Below are 11,962 nucleotides of genomic sequence, written 5' to 3'. Positions count from 1 at the left end.
TGTACGTTTAACCATTCCTGTGACTTACTTGCAATCCTATGCTTTGTATTTAAAAGTTCAAACATTTGAAAAATGAGATAATCAACTTCCAAACCAGTATCGTTCATTTCATACAAAGCCCTAACTTTTAAGTTTTGGTACAACTTAAAGGTTTTTTCTGAGACCGCAGAATAATCATTAGTAAACCATGCTCTTGTCAATTGAATTAAAAAAATGTAGAATGATGTGTCATCTCTATTTTCTGTTACGTTTTCAGCTGCTAAAAAATATTTTTCGGCTTCTGTGATTGCACTAATAAATCCGGTCAAATCATCCTTAGAACTGCTAAATAAGAACGTTTTAATGCCTAAAAAAAAATATGCCTGGCTTGATATATCCCCATCATCATCATTGTCAGTAAGCTCAACGAGCCTCTTCTCTATATCTTCCGTCAAAAATTCAACAAAAAAAGGCAATTGCTTCAACGCTATATTAACTAGTGAATTAGTGTCACTCAAGAGAAAATCAAGTAAAACACCTAGTGATGAGTAACTATTTCTTATTATACCAACTGCTGTCAATTCACATATAATCTTACAGGATGTTCTTTTTATATAAGTATTATTAGAAGTATCAATCATCTCTTTTAAAAAGGAGAATATGGAAGAGCCATCTTCATTTTCCACATCCACCTCATTATAAAAGTTATCCAAATAAAGGATTTTTGAGAAGTCCCGGCTGTGAAGTACATTTTTATCCATAATCTTAGAAAACAAATTCATCCTCTTTTTTGATAAATGTCTTTTCTTTATCTGTTATGTTTGAAAAATCCCGTAGAGCAGAACCTACAAATATTTGCAATTGATCCTTAAATCTATCATTAATACTTTTGAATATGTCCGACAATCCTTGCAAATGCTTAGGCACCATCTCTTCACTTCCTGGAGAATCAAATATTAAAAAACGTGGATGTCTCCCCAAATTATGTTCAATATCTAACTGAATTAAGCTTAAATAAAATGCGAGCTTAACTCTTAATTTCTCTCCCTCGGTAAGATCTGAAAAACTCACTGGTACACCATGCTGTATAAATACTAATTCATATTTGTCTGAAATTTCTAAGTTATTTATACTATTAAGGCCAAAAGCATGAATTTCATTTATAATCAACTCCTGTAGTTTATTAAGAATATCTTTATTTAGTTGTATGCGTTTTTTTTCCAACCCCTGCAAGGCATAGTCCAAAACGTCCCGTTTCAAATTTAACCTTTTCATTTCAGTTGAATCTATTTGCAACTCTTGCTTACTAATTTCGTTAAGCTGAAATAGTATTATTGCCTCTTCCTTAATAAAACTTTCTTTTTTGCTTATAAGATCAGCAAATTTTGTTCTTTGTTTACCTATTGTTTCAATTTCATTTTCTATTGCTGTTAATCTGCGGCTATCAGTTTCTACTGACGGGAGTATAGCAAATTTTGCATATTCATCAGTATATTTTTTTCGCATTCTTTTTATTTCCCCATCAAGCTTTCTAAGTGTGGTTTCAATTTGTTCTAATTTCTCTTCGTGCTTAATTCTCTCATCTTTTAAAAGTTTTGCCTTCTCATTAATTTCTTCAGGGTCTATCTTCTGATCTTTAGATTCTTCTCCACATAAACTACAGATACGATCTTCAATTTCGATTTTCTTTTTTTCTTCACTTACTTTTTTTTCACAGTGTGGGCAAGTCTTAATTTCAAGATTTGTAAAAAAGCTTTCTGATTGCCGGTAGATGTCGATATTAAGCTCACGTTTTTTAAGTTTTGTTATTTCTAACAAGACTTTACCTTTATCACTCTCTAAACTTTGTACTTCCGTTTCAAGAGCAACCAAATCGTTTTTTACTGCCTGATAAGTATCTGTAATAATCCGTTGTTGTTTTCTTGTCTCATTAACTTTCTGCGAGAGTTTGTTGTATTCCTCTATCAATGGGCGCTCATTAAATTCAATTTTTTGCCCTTCTTGTAGGGCTTTTTGCTCTAATTGAACTACAGATAGTCTTTTTTCCAACTGAACTTTAGTGCTCTTAGTAAACTCAAGTTTGTTTTTATCAAACAGCTTTTTTTTCCCTATTGCCTCTAACACTCGATCCATTTGTATGTTCAACATATTAATGGGATATGTTAAGGGTAGACCTAAAATCATTTCAAATATTTTTTTCCCTTGCGCTCCATATTTTTCATTTTCGAAGAACAGGTATTCGTAATTATTAGATTCTAAATAAATAGATTTAAAGTATGTAGTCCAGCTGAGATTTGAAGTGTTCATCTCAAAAGAATCTTTTGCACTGTTTTTTTGAGTGTATTTAAGAGTATAAAAAGAAAACTGCTCGAAAAAAAAGTCCTGTATTTTCTCTTCAAATTGATTTCTGTTGTTGAATTCAAATTCAATTTCCTTTTTGACATCATCAAGCTTTTGATTTTCTCTTAATTCAATAAATTTATCGATTGAAAATCTATAGACACCACCTCTGTCTCTACCTGTCCTGTTAATGTAGCATGTATAAACAACTTTGCCAATGCTAAATTGAAGAAATATTTCTGTGATCCAATGTTTTATATCTTTTTTAATACTATCAGAACCGGTTAAAGCAAACTTTATCACTTTGAAAATCGTAGATTTCCCTTTATGATTGTCTGCGATCCAAATATTGATCCCGCGTTGAACAGGTTGATCGAACATAAAAATTTCCCCTGTTTTCTTTTCTCCCTTAAATATTAATCTATCAATAACTAATGACTTGCCTAGCGAATTCGGGCTATCCTTATTGTAATCATCCTCTAAATGAAGAATATCTTCCACTTCTTCTAAAGTAGTGGTGTCTGAAAAATGGTCATGCACGTACCTAACGAATTCTTTATAATTAATTTGTCTATTCTCCATTACAATGATGTATTAAATCTTAGTAAATATGCTGATTTAACCTTACTATTTATATTTTGGATATGGCTACGATAAGAGATATTACTATATTCGGCATATCTATATTGTCTAGATTTCAACTCCGTCCCTGAAAAGCTGGCAAAATATTTTTTTATCAATATACAACGATCATAATACCATCTTACTGCCGGAATATCATTGAGAAAGTGCAATATCTTATCAGAGCCTTCAGTAGTTATAAAATATATTTTATCATAAGTTTTTCGATCAGATCGCTTTTTGCTTTCATGGGTGATTAAGCCCACACTAACGAGATATGCTATTACATCATCAATACTTTCATAAGCTCCATGAAAAAACTTTTCCATTTCCTCAACACGCAACACAGGTTCATTATCTGAGTAAATTAGTTTAATTATTTTTGCAATCTCGCCTTTGTCAATTAATGTATTATTGTCTAGTAGATCCATTAATTCCATGGAAAGAAAATCAGGATAACGCAAGAGGAAATCTAGTGCTTGGATCTTTATCTCGCTACGAAATACCCCATATTTTCCAGAGGTTTTATTTTCTAACGGTTCGCAGAAGATATATAGGATGATCATAATACGTAAACGATCGCGGAATTTTTTAAAATAGTCCTCCATTCAAACTGTATTAGCTTTAAGGCTAAGATATACAATTATTTAATAAGAAAATTTACGGGTTTCCAGTAAATATGAGGATCTGGTCGTTCTCTATAACAATATACATATATATAATATACTTCCGTATATCAGTAGTAATGTTGTTTAGCTTATAATTTTATACCAATAACTCCACCTCACTTTTATACCCGGGATGATATGAAGGGGTGTATTTAATAATCCCCAATTCCTGAAGTTCTTTTAAGTACTTATGATAGGAAGGAAGTGTTTTAATATGCGACAGCGCCATCAGTTTTCTTCGACTTACATTAATAATTTTTGATTGTTTCTGTGTAGCGGCCAATGTTAGTATAGCCGTCACGAGAGCGAAATGCCAGACATTCAGCCTGGCATCTTTTTCCAGTTTGGAAAGATGGTTATGAATAGCCTTTGTTTTCATGATCCATCAATTTCCAGTAAATAATTTCATTAGGTCAGCCTTGTTGTAGTAATAGGACCCCAGCACTTTTTTAAATCTGACCTGCCCGGCAATCCTCAAATTCTGCAAAGAGCCTGCTGACATAGAGAGTAATTTTTTTGCTGCACGGCTTTTTAGCCACTCTACATCATCGTCTTTTTTGATTTCAGGTTTTAGTTTTCGGATTTCATCGATAATCATAAGGCTGAACTGCCTTAAGTCGTCTTTTGTTACTTGCTCGCTCATAATTCCTCTTCATCTGTAATTCGACTTTCTTTCAATTTTTGCTTTCAGCAAAGTGAATAAAATAAAATTACACTACTTAGATGAAATTATCATAGTCATAATTTACCCATCAAACACTTCTGTTTTCAATGCATTAGATTTTAGTATTTTTAGAACAAAAAACATGTTAGAACATACACCATCACCAAAGCATATACTGGTAGACCTGCTTGCTATTCAATGTCAGTTAAAGACATTGTTTCCTGAACCGGAATATAAAGCTATAGTCGCCTTCCTTACCGCAAAAGATTATTACAATGACTATGACCTGGCTTACCCCACACTAAAAGAAGTGGAAGCAGGAACCGGATTAAAAACGGCACACCTACGGAAGCTTCTCCTTGAAATGTATGACAAAATATTTAACCCCGAAACAAATCTCAGCCTTGACTTTGGCAAAACAGAGATTACTTTCTATCTGAATAACTATAAGATTTACGGACAGTTTGCTGTCGATGACCTTAAACATCTGCCCCGGGTTGGTGAAAAGATAGAATTGCCATTTGTGAATGCCAAGGTTAACTCCAAGCATTTTTATGTTGAAAAGGTCGATCATACTTTTGAAAGCAATACCCAAAAGATTCTGTTATGGCTTAAGAGTGGCTTCTATAACTCTTATTGGGAATTACGAAAAGATGAAGCATTGCTTAAGGGAGAGATTAGCTTAAATGATGAATATGCACTATATGATTTTCAACTTAAAGAGAAGCTTGGATTACCTACTTAATGCTTTACTATTTTGAATTTGGATTATCAGGATCTTCAGGTTTAATTGCTTTAAGTTTCAAATGCAGTTGATGGCATTTGTCCAGAATTTGTATTTCTTCAAGAGGCACGAGCTTTAATGCTATTGCTAATACATCACTGATACTCCTCGCGGATGCTGATGTAGGTGAATCCGGGACATCCTCTAAAGCATCGAGGGCGGAGGCACATACCCGTATAATATCTATAACTGTAAGCATTAAGTCGTGGTAGCCGTGGAAGAGCAATTCAGCCTTATGGTACTTTTCTAAGCGCGGATGTGGCTGCAGCATGTTAAATTCGGTGGCTTTGGCCAGCAGTGCAGCAAAAGCTCCCAAGTCCTGTGATATATTCATTTCCATAATTATCTTATTTATTGTTATCAGATTCTGATTTTGCAGCTAAGTCTTCCTTCTTTGCATTGAGGTAATCATTAAGTTCCTGTAGAGTCTGGCCGGTATCTCCTGGCAGTAGTTGTTTTACCAATTCTAGTACACTTACAAGGTGCCGTGTAGGATGCCTGACAAACCCGCTGTTTTCTGATTCGGAGTTATAGAGGGTATGCAGTGAAATTTCAATAAGATCTTCTATCACCACAAATAAGTCAAAGTAGTGGTCGAAATGAAGATTGCAAATGTAACTGTCCCTGTCTGTCAGCATGTAGGTAGGAAGCCCTGTCTGACGTAAAGCATTGTTTATACTCTCGTCACCATCAGTACTTTTATTTTCATTTGTTTCCATCGTTTTCATTTTTAAGTTATTGTTTGTGTGCCTTATTCAACCGTTCAAGCCTCCCAATCTCTTCTTCAATGAGAACGGTAGCTTTCTCCTGAAATAATCGACACCTGCGTTGCAACAGTTCGGTATGAAGAAAGTCCATAGCACCAAGATGCGCGCTCCTAAGTTTGCTGATGTGCTTGGACAGCAACTCAAACAGTTTTAGTTCCTCTTCTGTATTCCTCGGAAAGATGTCACAGGCTAAAGAGCAGAACAAGTTGCAAATATCAAAGAGGTAGCCAAGATGGAAATGTATTGGGCGGTAGCCAAGGAAAGTATCAATGAGTGCGAGGACAATATTTTCCATAGCAACCTGCATCATGGCTTCCTGTATTGGTTCCGTGTCCATGCCGTCAACCATTCCTTGTGATTCAAGAAATACTTCTGACACCCGGTTACGGTTACGCCAGTACGCTTTTATGTAAGCTACGTTTCGTTGCGGCTCTTCTTTAAAAGGTATGCAGGGCGGTACTCTTTCATGCTCATACAGGTTTATCCCTTTAGTCATGGCATGGTAAAAGAAGTAGCTTTTGTCGGGGCTGAGCTGGCGAACGGTTGTAGCCAAATGTATAAATAGGGTAACAGTGTACTGCCCCTTGCTTTTTTTCCTGATGATATCGCTGAGATCGGCAACTGCATTGGCTTTATTGTCTATGCTATAAGCCAACAGATAGTAATGCGTATGCTGCTTTGTTTTCACTTCACCGCTCAATGCGTTGCTGTACATTTTGTTTTTGTGATGGATTCCGAAACAGTAGAGCCCGGATAAATCCATATTGTCCAAAAGGAACTTTTTGATAAACTGAAGCCCTTTGTCTTCATTGAAATCTTCTTCATTTTTTATAACTTGCTCTGACATAACTATAAATTTTTAATTATACATTGGTGGAAAAGCTTATTTTTGCTATTACACAGCAAGTAATGAAGTTATGGTAATGTACCGAACCACAGCCCGTTGTAGTTTACCAGCAACTGCTTGTGTTTTACCAACTAATAAAAACCTTACAGAATTTTCAATATCTTTGAATTATGAGCACAGCAACAAAAAATCACATAGGAAGAAAGATTAGCCGCATACGTGAACTGCGCGGGATGAAACAGGAAGCATTAGCAACTGCGCTCGGTATAAGCCAACAGGCTGTTTCAAGTATTGAGAATAGTGAAAATATAGAAGACAAAAAACTTCAAGACATAGCCACTGCATTAGGAGTTACTGCTGAAGCTATTAAGAATTTTACTGAAGAGGCAATATTTAATAACATAAATAACTTCCACGACAACTCAATTCAAAACAACTTTAATCCTATTGAAAAAGTTGTAGAACTTTATGAAAGGTTGTTGCAAGCAGAAAAAGACAAAGTAGCGTATTTGGAGAAGTTAGTTAACAATAAGCATTAAACTTGTTTATTTTGGCTAATATGAAGATTGCCAAAGGTGGTCTTAAATTGTGCCTCTGAACATTAATAAAGGAATATAATTAAGCGAAAGTGATAAAAACTTGTTTATTTGCTCGTGAATTTATTTATGATTCGAAAAGGGAATTAAAGAATCCACAATTGATAGGCAGAATTTTTCTGATAAGAATACGGGCAAACTGCATATCACTTGGAAACTTGTATTACATGAATAGCTTAAAACTTTGTGTTTAGAATTCACTCGAATGCAGAGATATAAATGTTTGGGATAATTTGAAAGAAAAAATATTAACTAAACAAATAATTACATGAAAAGAACCATTTACATTTTAGCTTTGTCCTTCCTTATGTTTGGATGTGGAACATCTAAAACATTAAAACAATTAGGCTGGTCTAAAGGTTGTCCATTAGAGCGACTTAATTGGATGGAAGTTTCAGAAGGATACGATAGCAAAACTATGTTAGAAATTGCCACAAAACTTGAAGCCGCTGTAAAATCTGATCTAGCAGCAATCAATGGAGACGCAAAAGCTAATGGCGAACTAAATAGTACTTTAAATGACATTGTTAATAAAAGTGGGGCAGGAAAAATTAAAGTATCTCAGGAGTTTTATGAAGCTTATGTTAATAAAAGATCGGGAATATGTGCTGTTTATCAAGGAATGAAAGATGGTATTTTCACTGACGAAAATGCCAAGAAAAAAGCTCAGGAATTGTATTTAGGACTTGCAGAGTCATTTTCTCAAATAAAGTCTGAAGAAGAAAAAAAAAACCAATAGTGAGTTTTAATGGCAGACAAGACTCTCACATAAAGTTTACGATAACCAATAAAGACACTAAAGAACTTGATTTAGTACGTTTGTTTCTTCTACATCCAATAATAGAAAAAAGACAAACAACTGGTCTTGGATGGAATGAGCCTATTAGATATGAACCTGTCGAAAATTTAGGAGAAGTTGTTATAGATATAGAAAAAGATAAAACATACATATCTCAACTTTCATATAATATTGTTATTGCACCACAGGAGACTAAATCTTTTATTTTTAAATATTCTACTAAAACTGAGCACCCTGATAATAAACAAACAGTTGATTGGGAAGAGTTTAAGATCGTATTTTGGTTCCAATCCTCAAGTTTTTCTGATTATATTATTAAGGAAATAAAGATTGACGAATAACACATGACCGCTAACAGCATCTTACTAAAAGCGGGGGAGTTAGTAAAATGTCATTAGCAATAGGATAAGAATTTGCGTTTGCATAAAGTTGCCCCTAAAAGCTCTGCTTTCCGCAAGCTGCAAATTCGTTAGCTGTATTGTAACATGTTTTAGCTTTTAAATTATTTGTTTAAGCAAAACCTTCCGGCGCACCGTCAGGATTTGTTTTTGCATTATTTCAAGAGCATGCCCCTTTAGGCATGCACTTTCCTGATATTCCTATATCCTAAAGATTCTAATATTTTCTGCTGATTGTTTTCCATTTACGAAAACGTCAAAAAAGGCAGCTAAGTTATTGCAGGCGCAGCTCACGCTGGCAAACCAAAAGACTACGGCATAATGGCTCGTTCCTCGCCACCCTGGCGGGACTTATTCCGTTTCCTTTTGTTTCCCGCTGCGCCAGCACGGTTTATCTGCTTTCTTTTTTTCCGTTTTTTCTTTGTGGAAAACTAATGTGTTTTATGCAGGCTGACGGCTTAAAAAGAAAAGTGATGAATTCGTTTTACATAACTTTTTAAAATCTTAGAAATCATGGGACACAATCTGAATTTCAACGAAAGGACAGGCCGTTATTCTTTCTTCAGCGTAAAAAAAGGCATGGCACAATTTAGGTCAGGTAGTAACCGACTACCCAACAAGCGCAGAAGCAATCCAGCATGCGGGACTGGATTATGAAGTGGTAAAATCTCAGCTGTTTACTAACTGTGTGGAAACTGTACAAGCTTCCACAGATTTAAATACTGGTGAGCCTCTCACAGTACCAAATTATTTTGCCAATGTGCGAAGCGATAACAATACCGTTTTAGGTGTAGTAGGTAAAGATTACCACATTGTACAAAACCGTGATGCATTTGCTTTTTTTGATGCTATCGTAGGCGGTGAGGATGGAATCCTATACGAGACAGCAGGGGCATTAGGAAATGGCGAACGCATTTTTATTACTGCTAAACTGCCTGATTATATACGTGTGGGCAATGGCGATGATGTTACCGAAAAATATATCTTCCTCACCACCTCGCACGATGGCAGCGGAAGTATTACGGGAGCTTTTACACCTGTACGCATTGTGTGCCAGAATACGCTCAACGCCTCGTTAAAGAATATTACCAACGTGGTACGCATTAAACACACTTCAGGAGCAAAGCAACGCCTGGAGAATGCGCACAAAGTTATGGGGCTGGCAAACACCCTGAGCAGCCAGTTAGAAAACATCTTTAACGAGTGGGCAACCATAAGAGTGAAAGATGATGAAGTACAGAAACTGATACAGCTCGCGTTATGCCCCAACAGAGAAACGTATGACCTTTTAAAGAAGGGTGCAGAAGACGAATTGTCGACAGCATTCAAAAACATGGTGGAAGATGCTTTTGCCTATGCAATGGTAAATGATACCCAGCAAATGGACACCACAAAAGGCACTTTGTTTGGAGCTTATAATGCTGTGACTGGCTACTACCAAAACGTGAGGAACTACAAAGACGAAGAAGCCAAATTGCAATCCATTGTAATGGGAGGTACAGCACAGACAAGGGCGCAAAAAGCATTTGAATTGTGCAACGGCTTTGCCAAGATTGACAGCGGGATATTCCTATTAAACTGATACAGGATTATACCAATTTTAAACAGGGCAGGTACTTTAACCTGCCTTTACTTTTGTTGCCATAGTCAAAATTTACCTATGATTGTTTTTATCATCTAAACCGCATTACATTAGTTCGAAGCATAGAAAAGGCTGCGGGCGATTGCCTTGTCTGCGGCAATGGCAAGATGTCCCGTTGTCGGACAACGGCATCTTGCCGCCCATACTCCGGAGTCGTGGGCGGGGGACACTGCTATGCCTTAAAGCTGTTGAACCAATGAAGAGGATAGTATGGAGACTGAGAACAACAACCGTAAAAGGCGTATTTATGTGCGCCTTACCGACAAGGAATTTATTACCCTTGAAAGCCGCTGCAAAAACACTACCTGCCGCAGTATAAACGACTATGTGAGGCACTGCCTTTTCAGCAAGCCGATCACTACAATCACAAGGGACGCTTCATCCGATGAAGCTATCACGCAAATCAGCCATTTGAACCATGAGCTGAATACTATAGGCAGCAATTTTAACCAGCTGGTCAGGAAGGTAAATGCCGCTTCACAGGCTGCCGACATAAAAGGATTGCTTTTGCTTTTTGACAGCCAAAGGAAAGCAATGTTCTCCAAGATTAATGAGGTAAAAGAACAACTCCAAAAGCTGGCTGAAAAATGGTTGCAATAATCAAGACCGGGCATTCCATCAGGGCGATGCTCAACTACAATGAGAACAAAGTAAAGGAAGGAAAAGCCGAATGTATTGGGCAGGTGAATTATCCTGTGGATGCCGACAGGCTGACCTATGCGATGAAGCTTAACCGCCTTGAAAAGCAATGCAAGCTGAATGGGGATGTGAACCGGAAAACGGTACATATCTCCCTGAACTTTGACCCGAGCGAGGCGAGTTTGCCAAAGGAAAAACTATTGGAGATAGCAGAGAGTTACATGAATAAGATTGGTTTTGGGAATCAACCATATTTAATCTACCAACATAATGATGCGGGGCATCCTCATTTACATATCACAACCATTAATGTTCAGGAAAATGGAAAGCGCATTGCCATGCACAATATAGGCAAGGACAGGTCGGAACCGGCACGCAAGGAAATTGAGCAGGCTTTCAATCTTGTAAAAGCTGACAACCAAAAGAAAAGGGAGTACAGGCCAGAGCCAGTCTCGGCAAGAGTACAATATGGCAAGGCAGAAACCAAAAAAGGAATTGAGAACGTCCTGAACTTTGTAGTAAATAACTATAAATACACAAGCCTGCCGGAACTTAATGCTGTGCTGAAGCTGTACAATATTGAAGCTGATAAAGGAACAGAAAATTCAAGGGTAACAAAGCATAAGGGATTGCTATATCATGCACTTGATGAAAAAGGAAATCGTGTCGGTGTTCCAATTAAGGCCAGCAGGTTTTACGACAAGCCCACACTGAAGAATCTGGAGAAGAAATTTGTAGACAATGAAATTAAGAGGCAGACAGATAAGACACGAATCAAGAATACTATTGACACAGTTTTCCTAAAGAACAATATAATCATCTTGTCTCAATTTGTAAGGCAACTACAAAAGGAAGGGATTGATACGGTCCTGCGGCAGAATGCTGAAGGATTAATATACGGTGTGACCTTTGTTGACCACAAGACCAAAATTGTTTTTAATGGGAGTAGTATAGGTAAGGAGTATAGTGCTAAGGGATTGCAGGATAGGTGCTTATTGAGTCAAGAGAAGGTTGGACAGGAAATTACTTACTCTCGAAAAGAATTAGCTGATGTTTTACAAGAACACGGTGCTTCAATGAGTATAAAAGGAATGGCTGATTTTCTGGAAGTGTTTATGAAGGTGGAGGATAATTTGGATTATTTGTCGAAGAATCTACTACATCTAAAAAAAAAGAGAAGGAGGAAGTTGTAACTTGATATTCGATTAAAAAATAGTT

General features: G+C 36.5%; 14 protein-coding genes and 1 pseudogene. 7 read left to right on the top strand and 8 right to left on the bottom strand.

Annotated features, from left to right (window positions below; all coding sequences use genetic code 11):
- From Q0K96_RS13950 to Q0K96_RS13930, 5 genes are all read right to left on the bottom strand, one after another.
- Positions 1-740, bottom strand: a 740-nt coding sequence (locus Q0K96_RS13950; protein WP_297334594.1) for a hypothetical protein, incomplete at its 3' end; no start/stop codon positions are given.
- 4 nt (positions 741-744) lie between these two features.
- Positions 745-2,901, bottom strand: a complete 2,157-nt coding sequence (locus tag Q0K96_RS13945) for a hypothetical protein (protein WP_297334593.1) — start codon at positions 2,899-2,901, stop codon at positions 745-747.
- Complete coding sequence (locus tag Q0K96_RS13940) at positions 2,901-3,548, bottom strand: hypothetical protein (RefSeq protein ID WP_297334592.1); 648 nt, start codon at positions 3,546-3,548, stop codon at positions 2,901-2,903. Before Q0K96_RS13940 ends, Q0K96_RS13945 begins: the two co-directional genes overlap by 1 nt.
- A 157-nt stretch (positions 3,549-3,705) precedes the next feature.
- The gene (locus tag Q0K96_RS13935; protein WP_297334591.1) at positions 3,706-3,987 is read right to left on the bottom strand and encodes a hypothetical protein; all 282 of its coding nucleotides are present in this window, start codon (positions 3,985-3,987) and stop codon (positions 3,706-3,708) included.
- A 6-nt stretch (positions 3,988-3,993) separates the two neighbouring features.
- The gene (locus Q0K96_RS13930; RefSeq protein ID WP_297334590.1) at positions 3,994-4,251 is read right to left on the bottom strand and encodes a DNA-binding protein; all 258 of its coding nucleotides are present in this window, start codon (positions 4,249-4,251) and stop codon (positions 3,994-3,996) included.
- A 163-nt stretch (positions 4,252-4,414) separates the two neighbouring features.
- Here Q0K96_RS13930 and Q0K96_RS13925 point away from each other — a divergent pair, with 163 nt between their 5' ends.
- A complete protein-coding gene (locus Q0K96_RS13925; protein ID WP_297334589.1) occupies positions 4,415-5,017 on the top strand; it encodes a hypothetical protein in 603 nt (200 codons plus the stop codon).
- Positions 5,018-5,024: 7 nt separating this feature from the next.
- Here the strand turns inward: Q0K96_RS13925 and Q0K96_RS13920 are convergent, their stop codons facing one another.
- The 3 genes from Q0K96_RS13920 to Q0K96_RS13910 are packed head-to-tail and all read right to left on the bottom strand — an operon-like array spanning position 5,025 to position 6,670.
- Positions 5,025-5,396, bottom strand: coding sequence for a hypothetical protein (locus tag Q0K96_RS13920; protein WP_297334588.1), 372 nt, complete (start codon positions 5,394-5,396; stop codon positions 5,025-5,027).
- A 7-nt stretch (positions 5,397-5,403) separates the two neighbouring features.
- The gene (locus Q0K96_RS13915; protein ID WP_297334587.1) at positions 5,404-5,784 is read right to left on the bottom strand and encodes a hypothetical protein; all 381 of its coding nucleotides are present in this window, start codon (positions 5,782-5,784) and stop codon (positions 5,404-5,406) included.
- A gap of 7 nt (positions 5,785-5,791) precedes the next feature.
- A complete protein-coding gene (locus Q0K96_RS13910) occupies positions 5,792-6,670 on the bottom strand; it encodes a hypothetical protein (protein WP_297334586.1) in 879 nt (292 codons plus the stop codon).
- A 170-nt stretch (positions 6,671-6,840) separates the two neighbouring features.
- Between Q0K96_RS13910 and Q0K96_RS13905 the strand changes: the two genes are divergently transcribed.
- The 6 genes and pseudogenes from Q0K96_RS13905 to Q0K96_RS13880 all read left to right on the top strand — a co-directional run bounded on the left by Q0K96_RS13905 (position 6,841) and on the right by Q0K96_RS13880 (position 11,937).
- A complete protein-coding gene (locus Q0K96_RS13905; RefSeq protein WP_297334585.1) occupies positions 6,841-7,209 on the top strand; it encodes a helix-turn-helix transcriptional regulator in 369 nt (122 codons plus the stop codon).
- 325 nt (positions 7,210-7,534) lie between these two features.
- Entirely contained in the window at positions 7,535-8,005 is a 471-nt protein-coding gene (locus tag Q0K96_RS13900; RefSeq protein WP_297334584.1) for a hypothetical protein, read from the top strand.
- Complete coding sequence (locus Q0K96_RS13895) at positions 8,005-8,406, top strand: hypothetical protein (protein ID WP_297334583.1); 402 nt, start codon at positions 8,005-8,007, stop codon at positions 8,404-8,406. Before Q0K96_RS13900 ends, Q0K96_RS13895 begins: the two co-directional genes overlap by 1 nt.
- A gap of 570 nt (positions 8,407-8,976) precedes the next feature.
- Positions 8,977-10,045, top strand: a pseudogene (locus Q0K96_RS13890) (DUF932 domain-containing protein).
- 270 nt (positions 10,046-10,315) lie between these two features.
- Positions 10,316-10,705 carry a plasmid mobilization relaxosome protein MobC gene (locus Q0K96_RS13885; RefSeq protein WP_297334582.1) on the top strand — a complete coding sequence of 130 codons (390 nt, stop codon included), beginning with the start codon at positions 10,316-10,318 and terminating at the stop codon, positions 10,703-10,705.
- Positions 10,693-11,937 (top strand): relaxase/mobilization nuclease domain-containing protein, encoded by a 1,245-nt coding sequence (locus tag Q0K96_RS13880; RefSeq protein ID WP_297334581.1) that lies wholly within the window; start codon positions 10,693-10,695, stop codon positions 11,935-11,937. Before Q0K96_RS13885 ends, Q0K96_RS13880 begins: the two co-directional genes overlap by 13 nt.
- Positions 11,938-11,962: the final 25 nt, after the last annotated feature.

Origin of the sequence: Flavobacterium sp. (assembly GCF_024305175.1) — a bacterium.
In the GTDB taxonomy this organism is placed as follows: Bacteria; Bacteroidota; Bacteroidia; order Flavobacteriales; family Flavobacteriaceae; genus Flavobacterium.
Note: the sequence above shows the minus strand (reverse complement) of the source record. Positions and strands in the feature narration are given on the sequence as shown.

Bases quoted from the DNA above. Each gene is read 5' to 3' on its own strand.
- Q0K96_RS13945 (WP_297334593.1), bottom strand. From the start codon at position 2,901: ATGGAGAATAGACAAATTAATTATAAAGAATTCGTTAGGTACGTGCAT.
- Q0K96_RS13940 (WP_297334592.1), bottom strand. From the start codon at position 3,548: ATGGAGGACTATTTTAAAAAATTCCGCGATCGTTTACGTATTATGATC.
- Q0K96_RS13935 (WP_297334591.1), bottom strand. From the start codon at position 3,987: ATGAAAACAAAGGCTATTCATAACCATCTTTCCAAACTGGAAAAAGAT.
- Q0K96_RS13930 (WP_297334590.1), bottom strand. From the start codon at position 4,251: ATGAGCGAGCAAGTAACAAAAGACGACTTAAGGCAGTTCAGCCTTATG.
- Q0K96_RS13925 (WP_297334589.1), top strand. From the start codon at position 4,415: ATGTTAGAACATACACCATCACCAAAGCATATACTGGTAGACCTGCTT.
- Q0K96_RS13920 (WP_297334588.1), bottom strand. From the start codon at position 5,396: ATGGAAATGAATATATCACAGGACTTGGGAGCTTTTGCTGCACTGCTG.
- Q0K96_RS13915 (WP_297334587.1), bottom strand. From the start codon at position 5,784: ATGAAAACGATGGAAACAAATGAAAATAAAAGTACTGATGGTGACGAG.
- Q0K96_RS13910 (WP_297334586.1), bottom strand. From the start codon at position 6,670: ATGTCAGAGCAAGTTATAAAAAATGAAGAAGATTTCAATGAAGACAAA.
- Q0K96_RS13905 (WP_297334585.1), top strand. From the start codon at position 6,841: ATGAGCACAGCAACAAAAAATCACATAGGAAGAAAGATTAGCCGCATA.
- Q0K96_RS13900 (WP_297334584.1), top strand. From the start codon at position 7,535: ATGAAAAGAACCATTTACATTTTAGCTTTGTCCTTCCTTATGTTTGGA.
- Q0K96_RS13885 (WP_297334582.1), top strand. From the start codon at position 10,316: ATGGAGACTGAGAACAACAACCGTAAAAGGCGTATTTATGTGCGCCTT.
- Q0K96_RS13880 (WP_297334581.1), top strand. From the start codon at position 10,693: ATGGTTGCAATAATCAAGACCGGGCATTCCATCAGGGCGATGCTCAAC.